Origin of the sequence: Mycobacterium hubeiense, from assembly GCF_002838065.1 — a bacterium.
GTDB lineage: Bacteria > Actinomycetota > Actinomycetes > Mycobacteriales > Mycobacteriaceae > Mycobacterium > Mycobacterium hubeiense.
In genome coordinates this window covers 95,489-117,905 of sequence record NZ_PIZU01000008.1, presented here as the reverse complement: position 1 = coordinate 117,905, position 22,417 = coordinate 95,489, and the positions used below count along the sequence as shown (strand labels likewise).

Annotated in this window: 20 protein-coding genes; 8 read left to right on the top strand and 12 right to left on the bottom strand. The window is 66.9% G+C overall.

Annotated features, from left to right (window positions below):
* Window positions 1–12 precede the first annotated feature (12 nt).
* The gene (locus tag CWS39_RS09015) at window positions 13–696 is read left to right on the top strand and encodes a PhzF family phenazine biosynthesis protein (RefSeq protein ID WP_102142561.1); all 684 of its coding nucleotides are present in this window, start codon (window positions 13–15) and stop codon (window positions 694–696) included.
* Here CWS39_RS09015 and nrdR read toward each other — a convergent pair.
* A complete protein-coding gene (gene nrdR, locus CWS39_RS09010) occupies window positions 693–1,169 on the bottom strand; it encodes a transcriptional regulator NrdR (RefSeq protein ID WP_102142615.1) in 477 nt (158 codons plus the stop codon). The two genes, CWS39_RS09015 and nrdR, sit on opposite strands and share 4 nt — an antisense overlap.
* Before the next feature lie 175 nt (window positions 1,170–1,344).
* Entirely contained in the window at window positions 1,345–1,776 is a 432-nt protein-coding gene (locus CWS39_RS09005) for a LysM peptidoglycan-binding domain-containing protein (protein ID WP_102142560.1), read from the bottom strand.
* A 277-nt stretch (window positions 1,777–2,053) separates the two neighbouring features.
* Between CWS39_RS09005 and lexA the strand changes: the two genes are divergently transcribed.
* Window positions 2,054–2,767 carry a transcriptional repressor LexA gene (gene lexA, locus CWS39_RS09000; protein ID WP_102142559.1) on the top strand — a complete coding sequence of 238 codons (714 nt, stop codon included), beginning with the start codon at window positions 2,054–2,056 and terminating at the stop codon, window positions 2,765–2,767.
* 6 nt (window positions 2,768–2,773) lie between these two features.
* On the opposite strand, the gene CWS39_RS08995 is transcribed toward lexA, so the two are convergent.
* On the bottom strand, window positions 2,774–4,738 hold the full coding sequence (locus CWS39_RS08995) for an LGFP repeat-containing protein (RefSeq protein WP_102142558.1): 1,965 nt from the start codon (window positions 4,736–4,738) through the stop codon (window positions 2,774–2,776).
* Between the two features lie 183 nt (window positions 4,739–4,921).
* Window positions 4,922–6,094, bottom strand: a complete 1,173-nt coding sequence (locus CWS39_RS08990; RefSeq protein ID WP_102142557.1) for an acyl-CoA dehydrogenase family protein — start codon at window positions 6,092–6,094, stop codon at window positions 4,922–4,924.
* A gap of 198 nt (window positions 6,095–6,292) precedes the next feature.
* Between CWS39_RS08990 and CWS39_RS08985 the strand changes: the two genes are divergently transcribed.
* Window positions 6,293–7,780 carry a PE-PPE domain-containing protein gene (locus CWS39_RS08985; protein ID WP_102142556.1) on the top strand — a complete coding sequence of 496 codons (1,488 nt, stop codon included), beginning with the start codon at window positions 6,293–6,295 and terminating at the stop codon, window positions 7,778–7,780.
* A gap of 4 nt (window positions 7,781–7,784) precedes the next feature.
* On the opposite strand, the gene CWS39_RS08980 is transcribed toward CWS39_RS08985, so the two are convergent.
* The 6 genes from CWS39_RS08980 to CWS39_RS08955 all read right to left on the bottom strand — a co-directional run bounded on the left by CWS39_RS08980 (window position 7,785) and on the right by CWS39_RS08955 (window position 15,486).
* Window positions 7,785–10,472, bottom strand: coding sequence for a CocE/NonD family hydrolase (locus CWS39_RS08980; RefSeq protein WP_102142555.1), 2,688 nt, complete (start codon window positions 10,470–10,472; stop codon window positions 7,785–7,787).
* A gap of 179 nt (window positions 10,473–10,651) precedes the next feature.
* Entirely contained in the window at window positions 10,652–12,067 is a 1,416-nt protein-coding gene (gene hflX, locus CWS39_RS08975) for a GTPase HflX (RefSeq protein ID WP_102142554.1), read from the bottom strand.
* Between the two features lie 45 nt (window positions 12,068–12,112).
* Window positions 12,113–13,021: a diaminopimelate epimerase gene (gene dapF, locus CWS39_RS08970; protein ID WP_102142553.1), complete on the bottom strand. Its 909-nt coding sequence runs from the start codon at window positions 13,019–13,021 to the stop codon at window positions 12,113–12,115.
* Window positions 13,022–13,025: 4 nt separating this feature from the next.
* Entirely contained in the window at window positions 13,026–13,931 is a 906-nt protein-coding gene (miaA, locus tag CWS39_RS08965; RefSeq protein ID WP_102142552.1) for a tRNA (adenosine(37)-N6)-dimethylallyltransferase MiaA, read from the bottom strand.
* Complete coding sequence (locus tag CWS39_RS08960; protein ID WP_102142551.1) at window positions 13,928–14,608, bottom strand: class III extradiol ring-cleavage dioxygenase family protein; 681 nt, start codon at window positions 14,606–14,608, stop codon at window positions 13,928–13,930. Before CWS39_RS08960 ends, miaA begins: the two co-directional genes overlap by 4 nt.
* Window positions 14,602–15,486 carry a DMT family transporter gene (locus tag CWS39_RS08955; RefSeq protein WP_102142550.1) on the bottom strand — a complete coding sequence of 295 codons (885 nt, stop codon included), beginning with the start codon at window positions 15,484–15,486 and terminating at the stop codon, window positions 14,602–14,604. The genes CWS39_RS08960 and CWS39_RS08955 overlap by 7 nt, the downstream gene beginning before the upstream one ends.
* A 142-nt stretch (window positions 15,487–15,628) precedes the next feature.
* Between CWS39_RS08955 and CWS39_RS08950 the strand changes: the two genes are divergently transcribed.
* On the top strand, window positions 15,629–16,981 hold the full coding sequence (locus tag CWS39_RS08950) for a DUF349 domain-containing protein (RefSeq protein ID WP_102142549.1): 1,353 nt from the start codon (window positions 15,629–15,631) through the stop codon (window positions 16,979–16,981).
* Here CWS39_RS08950 and CWS39_RS08945 read toward each other — a convergent pair.
* Complete coding sequence (locus CWS39_RS08945) at window positions 16,978–17,583, bottom strand: Rv2732c family membrane protein (RefSeq protein ID WP_102142548.1); 606 nt, start codon at window positions 17,581–17,583, stop codon at window positions 16,978–16,980. The genes CWS39_RS08950 and CWS39_RS08945 overlap by 4 nt on opposite strands.
* A complete protein-coding gene (gene miaB, locus CWS39_RS08940) occupies window positions 17,571–19,082 on the bottom strand; it encodes a tRNA (N6-isopentenyl adenosine(37)-C2)-methylthiotransferase MiaB (RefSeq protein ID WP_102142547.1) in 1,512 nt (503 codons plus the stop codon). The genes CWS39_RS08945 and miaB overlap by 13 nt, the downstream gene beginning before the upstream one ends.
* Window positions 19,083–19,239: 157 nt before the next feature.
* Between miaB and CWS39_RS08935 the strand changes: the two genes are divergently transcribed.
* Genes CWS39_RS08935 through CWS39_RS08920 form a run of 4 tightly spaced genes read left to right on the top strand, consistent with a single transcriptional unit; the run spans window position 19,240 to window position 22,382 of the window.
* Complete coding sequence (locus CWS39_RS08935) at window positions 19,240–19,968, top strand: amino acid ABC transporter ATP-binding protein (RefSeq protein WP_102142614.1); 729 nt, start codon at window positions 19,240–19,242, stop codon at window positions 19,966–19,968.
* A 24-nt stretch (window positions 19,969–19,992) separates the two neighbouring features.
* Window positions 19,993–20,805, top strand: a complete 813-nt coding sequence (locus CWS39_RS08930; RefSeq protein ID WP_102142546.1) for a glutamate ABC transporter substrate-binding protein — start codon at window positions 19,993–19,995, stop codon at window positions 20,803–20,805.
* A 21-nt stretch (window positions 20,806–20,826) separates the two neighbouring features.
* Window positions 20,827–21,507, top strand: coding sequence for an amino acid ABC transporter permease (locus CWS39_RS08925; protein WP_102142545.1), 681 nt, complete (start codon window positions 20,827–20,829; stop codon window positions 21,505–21,507).
* The gene (locus CWS39_RS08920; protein WP_102142544.1) at window positions 21,504–22,382 is read left to right on the top strand and encodes an amino acid ABC transporter permease; all 879 of its coding nucleotides are present in this window, start codon (window positions 21,504–21,506) and stop codon (window positions 22,380–22,382) included. Before CWS39_RS08925 ends, CWS39_RS08920 begins: the two co-directional genes overlap by 4 nt.
* Window positions 22,383–22,417 lie beyond the last annotated feature (35 nt).

The following is a 22,417-nucleotide window of genomic DNA, read 5'->3' as shown; positions in this document are numbered from 1 at the left end:
TAGCATCGGCGCATGGCAATCGACGTGACAGTGCTGCGCGTTTTCACCGACCAGGACGGCAAGTTCGGCAACCCCCTCGGCGTCGTGGATGCCAGCACTGTGGACCCCGCTGACCGGCAACGTATCGCCACCCAATTGGGTTACAGCGAAACGATATTCGTCGACGTCCCTGCACCGGGCGCTAACACCGCGCACGCCCGCATTTTCACCCCGGCCACCGAGCTGCCCTTCGCCGGACACCCCACCGTCGGGGCATCGTGGTGGTTGCGCGAGAACGGCAGGCCGATCCACACTCTGCAGGTCCCGGCGGGCATCGTGCAGGTCACCTACGAAGACGACCTGACCGCCGTCAGCGCCCGCTCCGAATGGGCGCCCGAGTTCGCGATCTACGACCTGGATTCGACCGAACAGCTGCTGGCGGCCGACCCCGACGACTATCCAGACGATGTCTCGAATTACCTGTGGACGTGGACTGACCGGGAACAGGGGGTGATCCGTGCCCGCATGTTCGCCGCCAATCTGGGAGTGCCCGAAGACGAGGCCACCGGCGCCGCGGCAGTCCGGATCACCGATTACCTCAGCCGTGACCTGACCATCGTGCAGGGCAAGGGGTCGGTGATCTACACCAAGTGGAGCCCCGAGGGGTGGGTGCGCATCGCGGGGCGCGTCGTCAACGACGGGCCCACGCAAATCTAGTCCAGGCCCGCAGAGCCCGACGTGGACATGCGGTGCGCGCGCAGCGCTTCGATCTCCCGCTCGAAATCCTCTGCGGAGGAAAACGACCGGTACACCGAGGCGAACCGCAGATAGGCGACCTCGTCGAGGTCACGCAGCGGGCCCAGAATCGCCAGGCCGACTTCGTGGCTGGGCACTTCGGGCGAGCCAGTCGCCCGCACCGTGTCTTCTACCTGCTGGGCCAGCAGGTTCAGCGCGTCGTCGTCGACCTGCCGACCCTGGCAGGCGCGCCGCACTCCCCTGATGACCTTTTCGCGGCTGAACGGCTCGGTGACGCCGCTGCGCTTGACCACCGCGAGTACGGCGGTTTCCACGGTGGTGAATCGGCGGCCGCATTCCGGACACGCCCGGCGGCGTCGGATCGCCTGCCCCTCGTCGGTCTCGCGGGAGTCAACCACCCGTGAATCGGGATGGCGGCAGAACGGACAATGCATCACCGCTCCTTCGCCGTGCCGGCAGACAGCTACTTCGAACGCCTCCGAGAGTACCTGCGCCTCCTGCGTCCGGCCCAGCGCCCAGGCGACTTCCGCGCGGCCTCCCAAACCAGTCGCGAACACCCTTGTCGGGCAGAGACTTTCATCGCCATTCATCGCTGTCGGCCACCACGCGTCAGCCGACCGGTGCGATGAGCATCTGCCCGGCCTCCACCGCCGCCGAGTCGAGCTGGTTGAGTTCACGGATCCGTTCGATGACCTGCCCGGTGGGCGCGTCGGGGGCCACCCGCGCAGCCACCTGCTGCAGACTCTCGCCCGTCTGCACATGCACCACAGCCAACTCATCCGGCACCGCTGCCGCCGGGCCGACCACACCGCCGAACTGGGCCACCAAGCCCAGCCAAATCGTGATCGCGCCCGCCACCAGCGCGAGCACCACCGTCGTCGCGGGCGTGATGGGTCGCCGCCGGTGCGAGGCGCGTGACATGAGCACCCCGGTCCCGCGATAGCGCATCGGCGCCCCGCCCGGCCGATCCAGCTGCGCCGGCCGGTATCCGGGCCGAATCACCGGCCTGACCTGAGGTTGTCGAGTGTCGAGGACTGTCATCTGCCCGCCTTCCGCTCTGCCGTTTTCGCTCTTGTGTTCGAACTATAATCGCTCACACGTTCGAGTGATAGAACATGTGATCGAACCGTTGCCAAACGATAGAGCAGCCCACCGACAAGTCGGCACGGCGAGTGTGCGATTTCATACGTACACGCCCGCGAGGGCGTATGAGGATGCACACTCACCACGTCCTCGGGCATCCGCGGCGCGGAGCCGATCACGACACGCCTCGAACACATGTTTGATTATCGGTCGTCTCAGGACTACATTCGGCGCCATGAGCGACGACAGCGGAGACGATCGAGACAACACGGCAGGCACACACACCAGCACGCGTAGAGCCTCCGACACCGGTCTGACGGAACGTCAGCGCACGATTCTGGACGTCATCCGCGCGTCCGTCACCAGTCGCGGATATCCCCCAAGCATCCGGGAGATCGGCGACGCGGTGGGCCTGACGTCTACGTCGTCGGTCGCCCACCAATTACGCACGCTCGAGAAAAAGGGATATCTGCGGCGCGACCCGAACCGTCCGCGCGCTGTCGATGTCCGCGGCGCCGACGACGCCGCCGCCCCGGTCGTCAGCACCGATGTCGCCGGCTCGGACGCATTACCCGAACCGACCTTCGTCCCGGTGTTGGGCCGCATCGCAGCGGGCGGGCCGATCCTGGCCGAGGAGGCGGTCGAAGACGTTTTCCCGTTGCCGCGCGAGCTCGTCGGCGAGGGGTCGCTGTTCCTGCTCAAGGTCGTCGGCGACTCGATGGTCGACGCCGCCATCTGCGACGGCGACTGGGTGGTGGTGCGTCAGCAGAACGTCGCCGACAACGGCGATATCGTCGCGGCGATGATCGACGGCGAAGCGACCGTCAAGACGTTCAAGCGCACCCGCGGACAGGTCTGGCTGATGCCGCACAACCCGGCGTACGACCCCATTCCGGGCAACGAGGCAGCGGTATTGGGCAAGGTCGTCACCGTTATCCGAAAGATCTGACGGCCTCTATTCGCCCTTCACAAAGCCGTTCGTGACTGCGAATTCCTCACTGGCGAACCAGATTTCGGGCTCGACGTCGTCGTAGAGCCGGCTGCCCGGCGTCCAGTACAGACCGGATCTGGTGTCGGCCTTGATCGGGTAGCCGACGGGCGCCTGGTGCGGGTCGTCCAGCGGCAGATGCAACGACGGCCGAGCCTCCGTCGGCTCGTCGAACTGGATGGCGGCATGGCGACCGCTGTGCGTCTCCTCGGGTTCTTCGATGCGTTCATCGATGCGTTCTTCGATGCGTGTTTCGAGGGGTTCCTCGATGCGGGTGGGTGCGGTGTCCACCTTGTCCGGATCGTCTTGAACCCCGAACAGCTCAACGCGCTCGGTTTCGTCGTCCCGTGTCGCATCAGGGCTTTCGGGACGCACCCGCCAGGCGGCGGCCCCGGCTGCCCCGGCGGCCGGCTCCGGCATCTGGCCCCCCAGGCCGAACGGCGACGCACTCTGCGGCTCACCGTACCTATCGGCGAACGAGCCCGCCTCATCAGGAACTGTCGTGCGGCCCATCGCACCCGCGGGCGCAGCGTCGTACGACGTCTCGCCATTCGGCCCGAAATCCCCGTGGTCCAGCCAATCGTCGTCGCGGCCGCGGCGCCGGTTCAGCATCGCCGCCCCAGCGATCAGCCCAGCCAATGCCAGCACGGGAAGGATGGCGAGCAGCCACCACCAGTTCCAGCGGAAGTCGAACAGCTTGCTGCCATTGTCCTCTGAGGCCTGGGGCGCGCTCGGAGCCTGCGGCTCAGGTTGTTCCGGCACCTGCAAGTCCGACAATGAGGACGCTAGATCCGGCGGTTCGGTGCTGAAGGATCTGTTGGCTCTGTCATAGGAGATCGCTCCGCCGCTGAAACGCTGGGTGATGACGTCGCCGTCTTCGCTCTGATCCGCCATGGGCGCGCCCAACGGGCCCTTTGCGCCGTCCAGCTTGTTCCATGCGGCGGCCATGGCACCTCTGACGATCACCGCACCGTAGTCGGGCGTCCAGAAGATGACGGGGTTGTCCTCGGCGGCGAACGTCACCATCCGACTCTCCGAGCCGTGGCCGCCGTCGACCTCGCTGCTGGTCGGGAACCCCAGATCACCTTCTGGCCCGCCGACGCTCTCGTACTTCTCGAGCACCTGTCCGGTCAGCGCGTTGGCACCGGTGGCCGGGCTGTAGAAGATCTTGCCGCCGTCGAAGTTCTGGCCGATGCCGTCGGCGCCGATCTTGTACTGTCCGCCCTCCGGCGCGCCGAGCGGCCCCATTGCGCCGCCGGCAGCACGCCGGGCAGCATTGATGGCCGACGTCGGGTCTTCGGGAATGGTCAGCCCGACCAATTGCTCGGCGAGTTCGGGCGGGACGGTCGTGAACGTCTTGGTTCGGCGGTTCCAGGACAACTCGCCACCGGTGAACTTCTGCGACACCACATCGCCGCGGTACGCCTCGTCCTCGGCCGGCACACCGAGCACCCCGGCCGAGCCGCCCAGTTTGTCCCAGGCGGCGTTGATCGGGCCGCGCACCACCCGCGCACCGGTCGCGGGCGTCCAGAAGACCACCGGCTTGTCGGCGGCGCTGAACGTCACGTTGCGACTGTCGGGGGCGCGACCAGGGCCTTCGTCGATGGTCGGAAAGCCCAGATCGCTGTCGGCGGGGCCGCCCAGCGACTCGTATTTCTCGAGGATGGCGCCCTGCATGAAGTGTGCGCCCGTCGCCGGAGTGAAGAAGATCTTGCCGCCGGTGTAGTTGTGGCCGAAGCCAGCGCCGATCGGGTACACACCGCCCTGCGGCGCGCCGAGCGGACCGCCGGCACCCCCACTTGCCTCCCACGCCGCAGTGATCGCGTCGTTGGCCTCGGTTTCCGGCGATGCGGTCGCCGTCGGGGCCAGCAGCACGGTGGTCGCAATGGCCAACAAGGCGACCGTCAGCCGTCCCAACGGCGTGTTCAGCATTCTGCGCTGCCCACTCAATTTCGTTCCTCCCCGTGGTCCGGCAACATGCCCGGAAATATCGCGTCGGTCGACATTGCGTCGGCACGACGTCGATATCGAAGGCGCACCACCGATCTTGGTGAAGATACCCGCAGATTGGTCCGAGTTTGGTTAGACACCCAGGCTGCGGCCCAATTGGCTCGGCTAGACGCCGAGGCTACGGCCGATGATCTCCTTCATGATTTCGGTTGTCCCCCCGTAAATAGTCTGCACGCGCGAATCCAAATACGCCCGTGCGATCGGATATTCGCGCATATAGCCGTAGCCGCCGTGCAGCTGCAGACACCGGTCGATGAGATGGACCTGCTTTTCGGTCGCGTACCACTTGGCCATCGCCGCCTGCTCCACCGTGAGCTTTTCCTCGAGGTGCAGGCGAACGAACTCGTCGACCATCATGCGCACCACGGTGGCCTCGGTGGCGAGTTCGGCGAGCACGAAGCGGCTGTTTTGGAAGCTGCCGATCGGCTTACCGAAGGCCTTGCGCTCCTTGGCGTACTGAAGCGTCTGTTCGAGCACCGTCTCCATCGCCGCCGCCGCCATGATCGCGATCGAGATGCGCTCCTGCGGCAGGTTCTGCATCAGGTAGATGAAGCCCAGGCCCTCCTCGCCGAGCAGGTTCTCGGTGGGCACCTTCACGTCGGTGAACGACAGCTCAGCGGTGTCCTGGGCGTCCAGGCCGATCTTGTCCAGATGGCGGCCGCGTTCGAAGCCCTCCATCCCCCGCTCGACGACCAGCAGCGAAAAGCCTTGCGCGCCCTTGTCCGGGTCGGTCTGCGCGACGACGATCACCAGGTCGGCGTTGATGCCGTTGGTGATGAACGTCTTCGACCCGTTGAGCACGTAATGGTCGCCCTCTTTGACCGCGCGGGTCTTGATGCCCTGCAGATCGCTGCCGGTGCCCGGTTCGGTCATGGCGATGGCCGTGATCAATTCGCCGGTGCAGAACTTCGGCAGCCAGCGCTGCTTCTGCTCCTCGTTGGCCAACCGCAGCAGGTAGGGCGCCACCACGTCGTTGTGCAGACCGAAGCCGATGCCGCTGTAGCGGCCCGCGGTCGTCTCCTCGGTGATGATCGTGTTGTAGCGAAAGTCGTCGTTACCGCCGCCGCCATATTCCTCGGGCACCGCCATCCCCAGAAAGCCCTGCTTACCGGCTTCCAGCCAGACGCCGCGGTCGACGATCTTGTCCTTCTCCCACTGGTCGTGGTACGGCGCCACATGGCGGTCGAGGAAGGCGCGATAGGCCTCGCGGAACAATTCGTGCTCGGGTTCGAAGAGTGTGCGTTCGTATTTCACGGCTTGAGAACTCGCTGAGCCCACGGTGTTACCTCCGGTACTGGATGACGGGGTTGCGGCCAAGATATACCAACCGGATGGTTGGGGGGCCGGGAGGAGTGCACCGGTACGTCTGCGACCACCCAAGGCGGGAGTTCGGCCGATTGCGGCGTCACCTTCGCCTGGCGGTGCGATGATGCCCCTCATCACTGACGCCGCCGGGGACGAAGGGGATGGTGTCTGATGCGTCGTGCTGTCCGATCCGCAATCCGATCGGCCCTTGTCGCCATCGCGGTGGTGCTCGCCTCAGTCGCCATAGGGCTGACGACGACATTCACCGCGGCCGTCGGCCTGGTGGTGGCGGTGACACCACTGATCGTGCCCGGCACCGGCACTCCCAACCCGGCGGTTCCGAGTAACTACATGTCCAACGCGGTCGCCTACTACATCGAGCCGGGCGGCACCTGCGGCGCCGAGGGTTGCGCCGATCCGGTCCCGGTCCCCTACATCGCCCAGTTCTGGCCGTTCCCGTTTCCGGGCTGGGGCGGCCTCAGCGGCGCCAGGTGGAACGTGTCGGTGGCCAGCGGCGTAACCCGCCTGACGAGTGAACTTGTCGGCGCCAACAATCCCAGTGCGACACACCCCGTCGCGATCCTTGGCTACTCACAGGGTGCAACGGTGACCAGCATCGTGAAGAGCCACCTTGCCGAATTGCCCGCAGAACAAAAGCAATTCATCACAATCGTCTTGATCGGCAACCCCAACCGGCCAGACGGCGGACTCTTCGAGCGGCTCGCGATGCTCGGCACGGTTCCGATTCTCGATGCGACGTTCGGCCAGCCGACACCGACCGACACCGGCATCCAAACCTATGACATCGCCCTGCAATACGACGGCGTCGTCGATGCCCCCGAATGGGTGCTCAACCCACTCGCACTCCTGAACGCCGCGGCGGGATTCGAGTACACCCATCCGACGTACTTGGCGCCCGACGGAAACGATCCGCCGGACGAGACGCCGTATGGCTACACGCCCGAGCAGGTGCAGGCCGCCGTCGCCGCCGCCGCCAAGGCAAACTGCACAGCGGCCACGCATTGCCAGATACACGGCGACACGTACTACATCACGCTGCCGGCGAAAACGCTGCCGATCATGCAGCCATTCCTCGACCTCGCCGATGCCACCGGCACCTCCGCTGTGGTGATACCGATAGTGGACCTCATCTCCCCGATCACGCAGACGCTCATCGAAACCGCCTACACGCGCGACGATTACGGCGAACCGTCACCGTTCCGATTGGTACCGCGGTTCAATCCTGTCCAGGTCGCGACCGATCTGGTCAATGACATCCCGGAAGGCGTGAATGCGGCGCTGAACCCGGGCCTGGATCCACTTCCAGGGTGGCGTGATCCGCTTGAGCCTGCCGACGAGCCACAGACCGATGCCACGACGGACGACAACGCCGTCGTGACCTTGACGTCGAACTCCGATGCCGAACCGCTGATCCGGCGCAGCTCGATCGCCCGGCCGAACGACGGCATCACGGATCCGGACACCGCGGCGACTGACCGCGCGCGCCCCTCTCTGCGCCCGATCGGCAATGAATTACGCAAGGCCGCCAAAGGTTTCGCCGATTCGGTGTCCAGGGCATTCCAGCCGTCGACGAAGCCCAAGCCAGACCAGCCCGACACCGACGACACGCCCGCGGCCACATCGGAGCCTGCCGCTTGACCCGCTAGACGCTCACCACGTCGCCAACCGGCTCCGAAACCGGCTCGCCCGCAACGGGTGCCGGCGCGTGCGTCGGCAGATCGACCTGCACGTCGGAGACGTTGATGACGCCGAACTGGGTGAAGTTCAGGAACGGCGTGGCCGAACTGACGATCTGCAGGCTCAGGTCGGAGTTCTCGTCCATCTCATAGGCGATGGCCGAAAGCGGAACGGTCACAGTGTGTTCCTGGCCGTCCAGCGTCACCGGAATCGGGGTGACAATATTACCGACCACCAATCCCGTTTCATTGTCGACGATCTGGGCGTAGACGTGCCGGCTGGTGCCGATACCGGAGTAGGTCATGGTGACGGTCGGCGCCCCCACCACGTCGGTGGTCGAATCGGGCGCTGTCAACGGCACATTGATCGCATTGCTGGCGGGTGCGCCGTTGCCAAGTGAGAACGGCAAGGCGACGCCGGGTGACGGTCCCGAACCGCCGATCAACGGAATGATCGGCAACAACCCGCCGGTGTGCGACGTGTGGATGGGGTCACCGTAGAACGCGGGGTCGGACGGAAGCGTGTCGGACGTGTGCTGAACCCCGTTCTGGTCAACCCATTCGAACGCCGGACCGGTGTCCACGTCCTCGCCCTTGACCCATTTGTCCATCCACGCCAGCGTCGCGTTCGCCACCAGGTTCGGATCCCCTGCGGGAGTCAGGCAATTGCCGTGACCGCCGCAGAACCAGATCATCTTGACCGGCACGGGCGCATGCGTGGGGGTGTCGGCGGTGAGAATCGCGGCGTTGGTGATCGCTTCCTGCAGCGGGAACAGCACATCGACGGTGCCCTGGATGATCAGCGTCGGCGCGGTGATGTTCGTGACCGTCACACCGGGACCGCTGCTCGCCAGCAGGGCTTGCTGGCTCGGCGTCAGGATGCCGAGCAGACCGCCGGTGAAGATGCCGCCGTAGAGCTGCGAATTGATGTCGGCGCGCGAGGTGACCAAGGCCAACAGAAGCAGCGCCGCATACGACGTCTTGAACGCCCCGCTCGGGTAGAGCGAGCTGTTGAGGGAGTTCCAGGCGATGGACGGCGCAATCGCGTCGATCCGGTGATCGTTGGCCGCGGTGACGAATTGGATTCCGCCGCCGTAGGATCCGCCCACCATGCCCATCCGCGGATCGAGTGCGCTGTCGAGCTGGACCGCGTTCTGGTCGGCCACCCAGTCGATGATCGCCGAGACGTCGCGGCCCTCGAATTGCGGGTTGTTCAACTGCAGTACGCCACCCGAGTCGAATTCGCCGCGCGGGTCCCAGGTGACCACGTTGTAGCCGTTGCTCCGGAACAGTTGCAGCGTCGGCGAATTCGGGTTGGTGTCGCCCGGTGAGGCCAGCCCCGGACCGTTGAGGATGGTGGGATAGACCTCGCCCGGCTGGTAATCGTCGTCGATGGCCGGGAAGAAGTTGGTGCTGACGAGGGTGCCGTCGAACGACTCCACCTTGAACGTGTAGGCGATCGGGACGTCCTCGGTGTTGATCTCGGACGGATTGACCGTGACGGTCGCGACCGTCGCGTAGCCGATGACCGGCGAGAGGGCATCACCGAGGATCGGCACCTGGTGCAGTTGGATCACCACCGGCTGCACGAACGTGCCCACCAGCGGCACCTGCGACAACGCCGCGACCAGTGGCGTCACCTCGCTCACCATGACGTCGAAATCCTCGGAGCCGGACTGGACCACCGTCGCGTACGGCAGGTAGGTGAAATCGCCGGTCTCCGCGTCGAGGCGGACCTTGCCTCCGAGGCTCGGTGCGCCCACCATCGTGTAGACCAGTGGGTAGCCGCGGCTGGACACCGGCGCCGCGGTGTTGTCACCGGTGAGCACGCCCTGGACGAGCGTGATCGTGGGTTGGTAGGCGATGCTGGGCGGGGTCAGCAATGCGGTCGAGTCGACGCCGATCTCACGGCGCGCGGCCGCGAGCAGCATCCACGACGCCGGTGAGTCGACCGGCGCATCGCCGGGCACGTTGCCGGCGAACGGATTCAGCGCGTTGCCGACCAGATTCGCGAAAGTCGTTGTGACGGAGGCCTTGGCGGGTGCGCTCGTCGGTGTGACGGGCCGCTCGGTCAGCGCCGTCGCAACCACGGTCGGGGGCGTCCACAGTCGCGTGGACCGTTCCGGTGCCTTCTGCGCCTGCGCCGTCTCCGCGGCACGGCCCGCCTGGACGCGTGGGCTCGACAGCCACGCCGACGCACGCTGCCGTGCGTTGGCGATCACCTCATGAGCGGGTTCTTTGACGGGCTCAACCTCCGCCTGCCGCCTGACCACGGTGGTGGCGTCGACGTTGTTCGCTTTCGGCGGCTTGTCGCCTCGCTGACGCGGCCGGGACGGCGCGTTGCCCGTCACGGTGTCGATCAGCGACTCCAGGCGCTCTGCTCGCTTGGGTCCCAAGAGGCCGCGGCTGCCGAGGACCCTGCCGAGGCCGGGCGATGATGCCTCGTCGTCGGACGGCGATGTCGACCCGGCGTCCGGCGTCGCGGCTGAACCGGTCGATCCCGTGTCATCTGAGGCTGCGGAGGATCCCGTCGATGACGACCCGTCAGACGGCGTGTCCGCCGAGGCAATCCCCTGGCCGGTGAGAATCGCCGTGCCAACTCCGAGGGCTATCGCAAGTCCGCCCACCCGACCGACATACCGCGCGGCTCCCATGAATCCTCCTGGGACGATTGCGTAACGCGGCAGACTCTAGCCCCGACGGATCGCGGAGAAACGCCGTTTCCCCAAAATTGACGGCCACTAAAATTCTCAGCGCCCGCCGCGAAATTGCGTTCCGGCAGGCCCGCACTCGCACTTTCCCTGCCTGCGCGCAATCTCGCGGCAAACGATGGTCAGTACGTGGCGTATTCGCGCAGGGTTGCCGCCAACGGAATCGGCACTCGCGCCTTGATTCTGGTGCCCTCGGCGGTGTGCTCGGTGGCGTCCACCCGGCCGTCGGCGTGCACCCGGTTGACCAGATCGCCGCGGTCGTACGGGATCGTCACATCGACCCTGGTATCGGTCGGCCTGACGAGTTCACCCATCCGCTGACGCAGCCGATCCAGGCCGAAGCCGGTCTTCGCCGAGACGAACACCGCATCCGGCAGCGCACGCCGCAACTGGGCCAGCGCGAGATCCCCTGCGGCGTCAATCTTGTTGACCACCAACAGTTCCGGCGGATGCGGCCCGTCGCGGTCGGCGATGACGTCGTTGATCACAGCGCGCACCGCATTGATCTGCGCCAGCGGGTTGACGTCGGAGCCATCGACCACGTGCACCAGCAGATCGGCGTCCACCACCTCTTCCAGCGTGGACCGGAAGGCCTCCACCAGCTGAGTAGGCAGGTGTCGCACGAAGCCCACGGTGTCGGTCAGCACGAACGGCCGGCCGTCGTCGAATTCGCCACGGCGCGTAGTCGGTTCGAGGGTGGCGAACAATGCGTTCTCGACCAGGACGCCGGCCCCCGTCAACGCGTTGAGCAGACTGGACTTGCCGGCATTGGTGTACCCGACGATCGCGACCGACGCCACGTCAGACGACAGCCGCCGGCTGCGCTGGGTGTCGCGGACCTTCTTCATGTCCTTGATGTCGCGGCGCAGCTTGGCCATTCGCTCACGGATGCGCCGACGATCGGTCTCGATCTTGGTCTCACCGGGGCCACGCAGACCCACGCCGCCGCCGCTGCCACCGGCGCGTCCACCGGCCTGCCGGGACATCGATTCACCCCAGCCGCGCAGCCTGGGAAGCATGTATTCCATTTGGGCGTAAGCGACTTGCGCCTTGCCTTCGCGGCTGGTGGCGTGCTGGGCGAAGATGTCGAGGATCAGCGCGGTGCGGTCGATGACCTTGACCTTGACCGCTTTCTCCAGCGCCGTCAGCTGCGCGGGGCTGAGCTCGCCGTCGCAGATCACGGTGTCGGCGCCGGTGGCCAGCACGACCTCGCGCAGCTCCTGCGCCTTGCCCGAGCCGATGTAGGTCGACGGGTCGGGCTTGTCGCGGCGCTGGATCAGCCCTTCGAGCACCTGCGAACCGGCGGTTTCGGCGAGCGCAGCGAGCTCGGCCATGCTGGCCTCCGCCTCGGCCGCGCTGCCCTCGGTCCACACGCCCACCAGCACGACGCGTTCCAGACGCAACTGCCGGTATTCGACCTCGGAGATGTCGGCGAGCTCGGTGGACAGCCCGGCGACCCGTCGCAGCGCGGAGCGGTCCTCGAGGGCCAGCTCACCGGCGCTGGGTGTGTCGTTGACAGGAAAATCGGGATACGTCATATGCGGTAACAGATTTGCACGACGGCACTCGGTCGTGCACCCGAATTAACGCTGATGGGACCGCCACCATTCCTCGGACAACTCACCGCGCGCCACCAGGACGGACGGTCCGCGCAGGTAGCTGCTGGCATCGGTGATCGTGACGGTGACCTCACCGCCGGGGACACGCACCTGCAGCGTGCCCGTCGACGTGCCGCTGAACGCCAACGCCGCCGCGGCCGCGGCCACGGTTCCGGTGCCACAGGATCGGGTTTCGCCGACACCTCGTTCGTGTACCCGCATCGACACCGCGCCGTCCACCGGCGGGCTGGAGCGAAGCGACCGGGGAATGGGCAGCGGCGCCGTCAGCACCTCGATGTTGACGCCTTCCGGGAACTGCTCCCGGTCGAACGACACCGGCGCCGCGACGTCCAGGGCGGCCAGCTCGTCGGGCGTCAAGTCGGGATCCACGCAGGCCAGATGCGGGTTGCCCACATCGATCGCCATTCCGGCGAACGGCCGGCCGCCGACGATCGCCTCACCCGTGCCGAGTTGGTTGGTCTTGCCCATTTCGACGGTGACGACGGCCGTCGTCGCGTCCCACTCGTGCAGCACCACCGGCCGCGGCCCGGCCAGCGAGCCGACGACGAACTCGTCGCGTGTCTCCAGTCCGGCGGCACGCAGGTAGTGGGCGAACACCCGGACGCCGTTGCCGCACATCTGCGCGATCGAACCGTCGGCGTTGCGGTAGTCCATGTACCAGTCGCCGTCCGAGACGCCTTCGGGGAGCCGGTCAAACACCCCGGCCGCCAACGCTGCCCCGGCTCGGGTCACCCGCAGCACGCCGTCGGCGCCCAGTCCCTGTCGGCGGTCGCACAACGCGGCCACGGCGGCCGGCGTCAGCGACAGCCGCGCTTGCAGGTCGGGCAGCAGCACGAAGTCGTTCTCCGTGCCGTGCCCCTTGGCGAATTGCACGGTTTCAGGATACGTGTCGCCACGCCTTCAATGCGGCGTCGACGTTGTCCGTCGCGGCGCCGTCGAGCCAGTGGATGCGGTGGTCGCGGCGGAACCACGACCGCTGCCGCCGCACGTAGCGGCGGGTGCCGATGAACGTCGGCTCCCGCGCGGCCGTACCGTCGCCGCCGCTGTCGAGGTCGGCGATCACCTGCGCGTAGCCCAGCGCCCGCGACGCGGTCACGCCGTCACGCAGGCCGCGGCCCAGCAGTCCGCGCACCTCGTCGACCAGCCCGTCGGCGAACATATTGTCCGTCCGCTGCGCCAGCCGCTCGTCGAGAACCGCTGTGTCCCAATCCAATCCGATGATCGCCGTATCCCAGCGGGGCTTTCCGATCTTCGGCGCCGACGCCGCGAACGGCTTACCCGTCAGCTCCACCACCTCCAATGCCCGCACGATGCGCCGGCCGTCGGTGGGTAGGATCGAGGCCGCCGCGTCGGCGTCGACCTGAGCCAGCTCGGCATGCAACGCGGCGACCCCGACCTCGGCGAGCCGCTGTTCCCATTTCGCCCGCACCGCGGGGTCGGTGGCCGGGAACGACCATTCGTCAAGCAGCGACTGGATATACAGCATCGACCCGCCCACCACGATGGGCACCGCGCCGCGGGCCGCGATGGCCTCGACGTCCGCCGCGGCGGCCTGCTGATAGCGCGCGACGGTGGCGGTTTCGGTGACGTCAAGCACGTCGAGCTGGTGGTGCGGGATGCCGCGACGTTCGGCGACGGTCAGCTTCGCGGTGCCGATGTCCATGCCGCGGTACTGCTGCATCGCGTCGGCGTTCACGATCTCACCGCCGACCCGTTCGGCCACTTCGAGCGCCAACGCCGACTTCCCGGTGCCGGTCGGGCCGATGATCGCGATCGGTCTCATGGCGTCCAGACGCCCGCCCAGTAGCCGACGCCGTAGGGCGCGCCGCGGTAGAGCTCTTTGGCCGATCGCGGCGGCTCGGTCAACCCAGCCAACACCTGGTACGCGACTCGGCCGACGACGCCGTCGGGCAGCCGGGTCAACGCCGCAGCGTCGCCACGGGCGAGTGCGTCGTCAAGGGCTTGCTGGACCGGAATGGACGCCGGGTCGTAGCCGCCGGGGGCGGACGGGGTGAGCGTGTGCGCGCCGTCGGCGACGACAAGCACGCCGACGGGATCGCCCGCCTCGTCGATCTCGGTGCGCAGCGCCCGGCCGCGGGCCAGCGCGGCGTCGGGTCCGTGGTCGTCGGCGTACACCCGCACCTCGACGCGCGCCTCCGGCCGAGCCCTCCCACGGATCCAGCCGGCGATCAATGCGCACAACGGCAGATCGGACACGGAACCGCGATCGGGCGACAATGTCACGCGCAGGTCGACGCCGTACCCGGCGAACGTCCCGGCGCCGTCCGGCCCGATCACCGCGTCGGCGTACCCGACCCCGACGGCCACCCACCGCAGGGGTAACGAAGCCGCTGCGCTGAACACCGCGTCGCGCAAGTCAACGAGTTCCGCAGCCGCGGCACCAGCCAGCTCGGGGACCATGACGGGTGCCGACGGGACAATCGCGATGGCGCTCAACACGACACCACGCTAGTGGTGGCCCGAGCTTCACTGCGGGCCAGCGCCGCCGTCGCAACCACCATCGCCACGACGGCGACAATCAGCGTCAGCCAGCCCGCATCGCCGGGCCGCAGCGTCTCGCCGAGGACAACGATCCCCAGTACTGACGCGACCACCGGCTCCGCGACCGTCATCGTGGGCAGCGACGCGGTCAGCGCGCCGGCCCGAAACGACGACTGCTGCCATACCGTGCCCGCGATCGCCACCGCCGCCCACACGTAGAGCTCCGGCGTGTGCAAAAGCGCCCAGAGTCCAGCCCAACTACCGAAGTCGAGTCGATCCACCACGCCCTTGGTGAGGACGGCGAACACGCCCCACAGCGCGCCGGACACCAATGCCAGCAGCACCGCGCTGACCGGTCCCGACGACAGCTGCGCTCCTAGCACGCACAACACCAGCGCGGGTCCGAGCACCGCGATGACCAGCGTCCAGGTCTCCAGCGAGGCGCGGGCGTGCCCGGCCGTCGGATTGCCGACGACGACGATGACCGCGACGGCACCTGCCAGCAGCGCCGCCCACAGCCATTCCCACCGCGTCACCCGCCGATGCGTCAGCCGCGCGTTGATCGGCAGCGCGAACAGCAGCGAGGTGACCAGCAGCGCCTGCACCAACAGCACCGAACCGAGGCCGAGCGCCGCCGCCTGCAGCGCGAAACCAGCCGCGGCGACGAGGCTGCCCAGCCACCACCGTCGGTCCCGCAGTAACCGGGTGAACAGGCCAAAGTGGCCGACGGGCTCCTCGGTCACCTCATGCGCGGAGCGCTGGTGGATGACGTCGCCGATCGCGATGAAGAAGGCAGCGCCGAGGGCGAGCAGGGCGGCGATATCCGCCTTCGCCATGGACGACCTCCGGTGTTTGTCGACCCATGAGCCTAAAGGCGTGCGCGGGCCGACCGGCGACCTGCTTCAATAGCGTTCTATTGGGCGCCGCGTCGCGCGGCAGGTGCGCGGGTATACCGCGCGGAGGGTATGAGGATCGGATATGACGAGCAGTGAGCAGGGTGTGCAGCCCCAGCCGGAGGCAACACAGGAATCGGCTCAAGCTCGCAAACCCGCTCCCCGGCCCGGCCCGCCACGGCCCGTCCCCCGCCCCGGTAAGCCGGCGGCGACGATCGCCGCACCGCCGACCAGCGATCCCCACCGCTTTGGCCGGGTCGACCCCGACGGCACCGTCTGGCTGATCACCTCGTCGGGCGAGCGGACCATCGGCTCCTGGCAGGCCGGCGATCCCGAGGCCGCGTTCGAGCATTTCGGCCGCCGCTTCGATGATCTGCACACCGAGGTCGCGTTGTTGGAGCGACGGCTGAGCTCCGGCACCGGTGACGCCCGCAAGATCAAGTCCGCGGCGGCGGCGTTGGCCGAAAGCTTGCCGACGGCGCACGTGCTCGGCGATGTCGATGCGCTCGCGGCCCGGCTGGCGACCATCGTCGAACATGCCGACGAGGCCGCCCAGGCCGAGAAGGCCAAGCGGGAGGAACACCGGGCGGCGCAAACCGCGCGCAAGGAAGCGCTCGCGGCCGAGGCTGAAGAGCTGGCCGCCAATTCCACGCAGTGGAAGGCCGCCGGCGACCGGCTGCGCGAGATCCTTGATGAGTGGCGGACGATCACGGGGTTGGACCGCAAAACGGATGACGCGCTGTGGAAGCGGTACTCGGCGGCGAGGGAGACGTTCAACCGCCGCCGGGGCTCGCATTTCGCCGAGCTCGACCGCGAGCGGGCCGGTGCCAAGCAGGCCAAAGAGGCCCTGTGCGAGCGCGCCGAAGAATTGGCCAATTCCACTGACTGGGGGCCCACCAGCGCCGCATTCCGCGAACTGCTCAACGAGTGGAAGGCGGCGGGCCGCGCGGCCAAGGACGTCGACGACGCGCTGTGGCAGCGGTTCAAGGCGGCCCAGGACACGTTTTTCAGCGCACGCAACGCGGCCAGCGCCGAACGGGATGCAGAATTCAAGGCGAACGCCGAAGCGAAGGAAAAGCTGCTCGCCGAAGCGGAGAAGATCGACACCTCGGACCTGGACTCCGCGCGGGCGGCGCTGCGCGCGATCGGTGAGCGCTGGGATGCGATCGGCAAGGTGCCCCGCGAGCGCGGCGCCGAATTGGAGCGGCGGCTTCGTGCGATCGAGAAGAAGATTCGTGACGCGCCGACGCACGGGGTGGATCCCGAGGCCCAAGCGCGTGCCGACCAATTCCGTGTTCGGGCAGAGCAATTCGAGCGTCAGGCCGAGAAGGCCGCGGCGGCCGGGCGCACGAAGGATGCCGAGGAGGCGCGGGCGAACGCCGAACAGTGGCGGCAGTGGGCCGACGCGGCGGCTGAGGCCGTGGCCAAGAAGCGCTAGGGTTCGTCGCGCTTGTCAGGCTTGTCGGTTTCGTCGAACCCGTCCAACAGCCCCTTCTGCTGACGTTCGGCGACCGCCCGGCGGCGCTGCTCCTCGGCGGCAAGCTGCACGGCCGTGCGCGACCACACCACACGCGCCCAGTGGAATGTCAACAGAATCACCGCAATCCAGCCGATGATCAGGCCCACACCCGGCCCGGGATGCGGTTCGGGCGCGGTCTGACGTGACCACACCGCCAGCATTCCCAGCGCGCTGGCCACCGCCGAACCTGCGAGCGCGACCCAGGCCAGTGCCCAGCGCCGGGTCAGCAGCGCCAGCGTCGAGAAACCGACACTGAAAATCAACACCAGCCAAGTGAATACGCGTGACGGCAGCGAAACCCCGTCGCGGATCGCGGCGTCGTCGCCGACGAGCACGTCAAAGCCCTTGGCGCCGCCCGTATGCGGCAGCACGAGCGAGAGCAACACCACGAACACCAGGGTGGCGACGACCAACGCCCGTGGGCCGGGGTCGATGTCGCCGGCAACCTTGCGTTCGACGGACTCGATGTCGTCCTTGAACTCGTCGAAGCGGTTGTTGTCAGCCCCGGTCACCGCGCACATCCGGTGACGATCGGTTCGGCCGGCGGTGCCCCGATGGCGGGCAGTCCCAGGCCGACGGTCTTCGGCCGCTCACCGGCGGCGTGCGCGTCGCCGGCACGGGTACGCCGGTGTTCGAGGATGGCTCCGTCGGCGATGAGGTGATGCGGCGCCGCGTCCGTCACAACAGTGGTGACGATGTCGCCCGGGCGGACCTCGAGCCCGGACGGGGTGAAGTGCACCAGGCGGCCGTCGCGGGCGCGTCCGGACATCCGGGCGGTGCTGGCGTCCTTGCGGCCCTCGCCGGTGGCGACCAGCAACTCGACCGCTCGGCCGATCTGAGCGGTGTTCTCCTCCAGCGAGATTCGCTCCTGCAGCTCGATGAGCCGTTGATAGCGTTCCTGCACAACGGCTTTGGGCAGTTGGTCGGGAAGCTCGGCTGCCGGAGTGCCGGGCCGCTTGGAGTACTGAAAGGTGAACGCGCTGGCGAATCGCGCCCGTTCGACCACATCCAGCGTGGCCGCGAAGTCGTCCTCGGTTTCACCGGGGAAGCCGACGATCAGGTCGGTGGTGATGGCCGCGTGCGGGATGGCGTCGCGCACCTTTTCGAGGATGCCCAGATAACGCTCGGCCCGATACGACCGGCGCATGGCCTTCAAAATGCGGTCAGAGCCCGACTGCAACGGCATGTGCAGCGCCGGGCAGACATTCGGCGTCTCGGCCATGGCCTCGATGACGTCATCGGTGAACTCGGCGGGGTGCGGCGAGGTGAACCGCACGCGTTCGAGTCCGTCGATCCGACCGCAAGCGCGGAGCAGTTTCGCGAACGCGCTGCGGTCGCGTGGCAAATCGGGGTCGGCGAACGAGACGCCGTAGGCGTTGACATTCTGGCCCAGCAGCGTGACTTCCAGCACCCCTTGGCCGACCAGCGATTGCACTTCGGCCAGGATGTCGCCGGGGCGGCGGTCGACCTCTTTGCCGCGCAGCGCGGGCACGATGCAGAACGTGCAGGTGTTGTTGCAACCGACAGAGATCGAAACCCATGCGGCGTAGGCGGATTCACGGGCCGCGGGCAACGTGGACGGGAACTCCTGCAGCGCCTCTTTGATTTCGACCTGGGCTGTTTTGTTGTGCCGGGCCCGATCCAGCAAGGTCGGCAGCGAGCCGATGTTGTGGGTGCCGAAGACGACATCCACCCACGGCGCCTTCTTCAACAGCGCGTCGCGGTCCTTCTGGGCCAGGCAGCCGCCGACGGCGATCTGCATATTCGGATCGGCCTGCTTGCGCGGCGCCAGGTGGCTGAGATTGCCGTAGAGCTTGTTGTCGGCGTTCTCCCGCACCGCGCAGGTGTTGAACACCACGACGTCGGCGTCGGCACCGTCCTCGGCGCGCTGATAGCCGGCGGCCTCCAGCAGTCCGGCCAGCCGCTCGGAGTCGTGCACGTTCATCTGACAGCCGTAGGTACGGACTTGATAGGTGCGCGCACGCACAGCTGGGGCCACGTCGGCCTCCCGCGTCACCATCGAAGTCACGGACCCATGGTACGGACGGCCGACTCGCCGCCGGTGGGCGGATTGACGAGTTCCGGGCGAGGTCTGCGTTCCCTGGGTAAGGTCTGCACCCATGGAGACCACCGGGTCGGACGTGCAGGTCAAGGATCCGACTCCACGGGACGTACCGATGATCTCGATGCAGGGGGTCAACAAGCATTTTGGTGACCTGCACGTGCTCAAGGACATCAATCTGGAGGTTGATCGCGGGCAGGTGATCGTCGTGCTCGGACCGTCGGGGTCGGGGAAGTCGACGTTGTGCCGCACCATCAATCGGCTGGAGCCCATCGACTCGGGCACCATCGCGATTGACGGCGAGGTGCTACCCGAGGAGGGCCGCAAACTGGCCCAGCTGCGCTCCGATGTCGGCATGGTGTTCCAGTCGTTCAACCTGTTCGCGCACAAGACAATTCTGGAAAACGTCACGCTGGCGCCGATGAAGGTGCGCAAGAAGTCCAAGGCCGAGGCACGGGAACGGGCGATGGCGCTTTTGGAGCGCGTCGGGGTGGCCAATCAGGCCGACAAGTACCCGGCCCAGCTCTCGGGTGGTCAGCAGCAGCGGGTGGCGATCGCGCGGTCGCTGGCGATGGATCCGAAGGTGATTCTGTTCGACGAGCCGACCAGCGCCCTGGATCCCGAGATGATCAACGAGGTGCTCAACGTGATGACCTCGCTGGCCCGCGAAGGGATGACCATGCTGGTCGTGACCCATGAGATGGGATTCGCGCGCGGCGCCGCGCATCGGGTGGTGTTCATGGACGGCGGCGCGATCGTCGAATCGGCCGAGCCCGCGGAGTTCTTCGGTAATCCCAAGACCGACCGCGCCAAAGACTTCCTCAGCAAGATTCTCCATCACTAACGCCCCGGCGAAAGGAACGAACTCATGTCGTCCATCTCCAAGCGCGTCGTAGGTGCCGTCGCGCTCGCCATTGCGCTTCCGTTGGCTGCCACCGCATGTGGCGGCGGCGACGGCGGCGACAAAGTCGTCATCGGCACCAAGTTCGACCAGCCGGGTCTGGGCCTGAAGAACCCCGACGGCACGTTGAGCGGTTTCGACGTCGACGTGGCGAAGTACGTGGCTAACGAGCTTGGGTACAGCGAGGACCAGATCGAGTGGAAGGAAGCACCGTCGGGCCAGCGGGAGACGCTGATCCAGAACGATCAGGTCAAGTTCATCGCCGCGACGTACTCCATCACCGATGCGCGTAAGGAGAAGGTGGACTTCGCCGGGCCGTATCTGATCACGGGGCAGAGCCTGCTGGTGCGCAACGACAACACCGACATCACCGGCGCGGCATCGCTGCAGAACAACAAGAAATTGTGCTCGGTGACGGGTTCGACTCCGGCGCAGCGCATCAAGGATGAGTATCCGGGCGTGCAGTTGCAGCAGTACGACACATATTCGGCGTGCGTCGAGGCGCTGAAGAACGGCGCGATCGACGCGGTGACGACCGACGAGACGATCCTCGCCGGCTATGCCGCGCAGACTCCGGGCGCGTTCAAGCTCGTCGGCGAGCCGTTCTCCGAGGAGCGGTACGGCATCGGCCTGAAGAAGGGCGACACCGACCTGCGGAACAAGATCAATGACGCCATCGAGAAGATGGAGTCCAGCGGCGCCTGGAAGGAAGCGTTCGACAAGAACCTCGGCCCGGCCGGAATCACCGCACCGACGCCGCCGCAGGTCGATCGCTACTGATTCCGAGGGCTCGATCCGGCCGTGGAGATATTCACCGAATACCGCGATGAGATCTTCGCGGCGTTCTGGACGACGATCCAGCTGACGGTCTACTCGGCGATCGGAGCTCTGGTGTTGGGTACGGCGCTGGCCGCGATGCGGCTGGCGCCGGTGCCGATGCTCAACTGGATCGGGACGAGCTACGTCAATGTGGTGCGCAATACCCCGTTGACGCTGATCATCCTGTTCTGTTCGTTCGGGCTGTCGCAGACGCTGGGTATCACGCTGGTCGACCCGAAGTCGCTGACGTCCATCGAGGACAGCAACTTTCGGTTGGCGGCGCTGGGGTTGACGGTCTACACCGCGGCATTCGTGTGCGAGACGGTGCGATCGGGGGTCAACACAGTGCCGCTGGGCCAGGCCGAGGCGGCGCGGTCGCTGGGTTTGACGTTCAGCCAGAACCTGCGAATCATCTTGCTGCCGCAGGCTTTTCGCTCGGTCATCATTCCGCTGGGCTCGGTGCTGATCGCGTTGACGAAAAACACCACCATCGCGTCGGCAATCGGCGTGGCGGAAGCGGCGCTGCTGATGAAGGAGATCATCGAGGACACCGCGGCGCTGATGGTGACCGGAACGATCTTCGCGCTCGGCTTCGTCATTTTGACCTTGCCGACGGGGTTGTTCTTCGGATGGCTGGGTAAGCGACTGGCGGTGGCCCGGTGAGCGGTTCGGTTCTCTTCGACGCCCCCGGGCCGCGGGCACGGGCCCGGAATCGGGTGTTCAACGTCGTCACGGCCGGAGTCGTCGCGCTGGTGATCTGGGTGGTGTACTCGCGGCTGAACTCGAAGGGGCAGCTCACCGCTGCGAAGTGGGAACCGTTCCTGACGTCGAATCTGTGGACGACGTACGTGTTGCCCGGTGTGCAGGGCACGTTGACCGCCGCGGCGGTGTCGATCGTGCTGGCGCTGGTGCTGGGATTCGTGCTTGGTGTGGGCCGAATGTCACACATTGGACCGATTCGTTGGGTCTGCTCGGTGATCGTAGAGTTCTTCCGGGCCGTGCCGGTGCTGATCATGATGATCTTCGCGTACTTCTTTTACGCGCTGTACGACGTATTTCCGTCCAAGCATCTGGCGTTGGCCGGCGTCATCACGGGTTTGACGCTGTACAACGGCGCGGTGATCGCCGAGATCGTGCGAGCCGGTGTCAACGCGCTGCCGCGTGGGCAGTCCGAGGCGGCGTCGGCCCTTGGTCTGACGTGGGGCCAGACGATGCGGTCGATCCTGCTGCCGCAGGCTGTTACGTCGATGCTGCCGGTGCTGATCTCGCAGTTGGTGGTTGTGCTCAAGGACACCGCGATCGGCTACCAGATCACGTTCGTCGAAATGGTGCGCCAGGGCACGGTGGTGGGCTCGTCGTACGGCAACTACATCCCCGCGTTGATCGTGATCGCGGTGCTGATGATCAGCGTCAACTTCGCGCTGTCGGCGCTCGCGGTCCGGCTGGAGCGGCGAATGCGCCGGTCGCGTCGCGCGCCGACTCCGCTTGCGGCCGAGGCCATCGAGCAGGAAGGGGCGCCGGGAGCCAAGGTGCAGTAGGCGGTGGTCGGCCCGGCTGGTCGCCACAGCTGTCA

Bases quoted from the DNA above. Each gene is read 5' to 3' on its own strand.
- CWS39_RS09015 (WP_102142561.1), top strand. From the start codon at position 13: ATGGCAATCGACGTGACAGTGCTGCGCGTTTTCACCGACCAGGACGGC.
- nrdR (WP_102142615.1), bottom strand. From the start codon at position 1,169: ATGCATTGTCCGTTCTGCCGCCATCCCGATTCACGGGTGGTTGACTCC.
- CWS39_RS09005 (WP_102142560.1), bottom strand. From the start codon at position 1,776: ATGACAGTCCTCGACACTCGACAACCTCAGGTCAGGCCGGTGATTCGG.
- lexA (WP_102142559.1), top strand. From the start codon at position 2,054: ATGAGCGACGACAGCGGAGACGATCGAGACAACACGGCAGGCACACAC.
- CWS39_RS08995 (WP_102142558.1), bottom strand. From the start codon at position 4,738: ATGCTGAACACGCCGTTGGGACGGCTGACGGTCGCCTTGTTGGCCATT.
- CWS39_RS08985 (WP_102142556.1), top strand. From the start codon at position 6,293: ATGCGTCGTGCTGTCCGATCCGCAATCCGATCGGCCCTTGTCGCCATC.
- CWS39_RS08980 (WP_102142555.1), bottom strand. From the start codon at position 10,472: ATGGGAGCCGCGCGGTATGTCGGTCGGGTGGGCGGACTTGCGATAGCC.
- hflX (WP_102142554.1), bottom strand. From the start codon at position 12,067: ATGACGTATCCCGATTTTCCTGTCAACGACACACCCAGCGCCGGTGAG.
- miaA (WP_102142552.1), bottom strand. From the start codon at position 13,931: ATGAGACCGATCGCGATCATCGGCCCGACCGGCACCGGGAAGTCGGCG.
- CWS39_RS08955 (WP_102142550.1), bottom strand. From the start codon at position 15,486: ATGGCGAAGGCGGATATCGCCGCCCTGCTCGCCCTCGGCGCTGCCTTC.
- CWS39_RS08950 (WP_102142549.1), top strand. From the start codon at position 15,629: ATGACGAGCAGTGAGCAGGGTGTGCAGCCCCAGCCGGAGGCAACACAG.
- CWS39_RS08945 (WP_102142548.1), bottom strand. From the start codon at position 17,583: ATGTGCGCGGTGACCGGGGCTGACAACAACCGCTTCGACGAGTTCAAG.
- miaB (WP_102142547.1), bottom strand. From the start codon at position 19,082: ATGGTGACGCGGGAGGCCGACGTGGCCCCAGCTGTGCGTGCGCGCACC.
- CWS39_RS08935 (WP_102142614.1), top strand. From the start codon at position 19,240: ATGATCTCGATGCAGGGGGTCAACAAGCATTTTGGTGACCTGCACGTG.
- CWS39_RS08930 (WP_102142546.1), top strand. From the start codon at position 19,993: ATGTCGTCCATCTCCAAGCGCGTCGTAGGTGCCGTCGCGCTCGCCATT.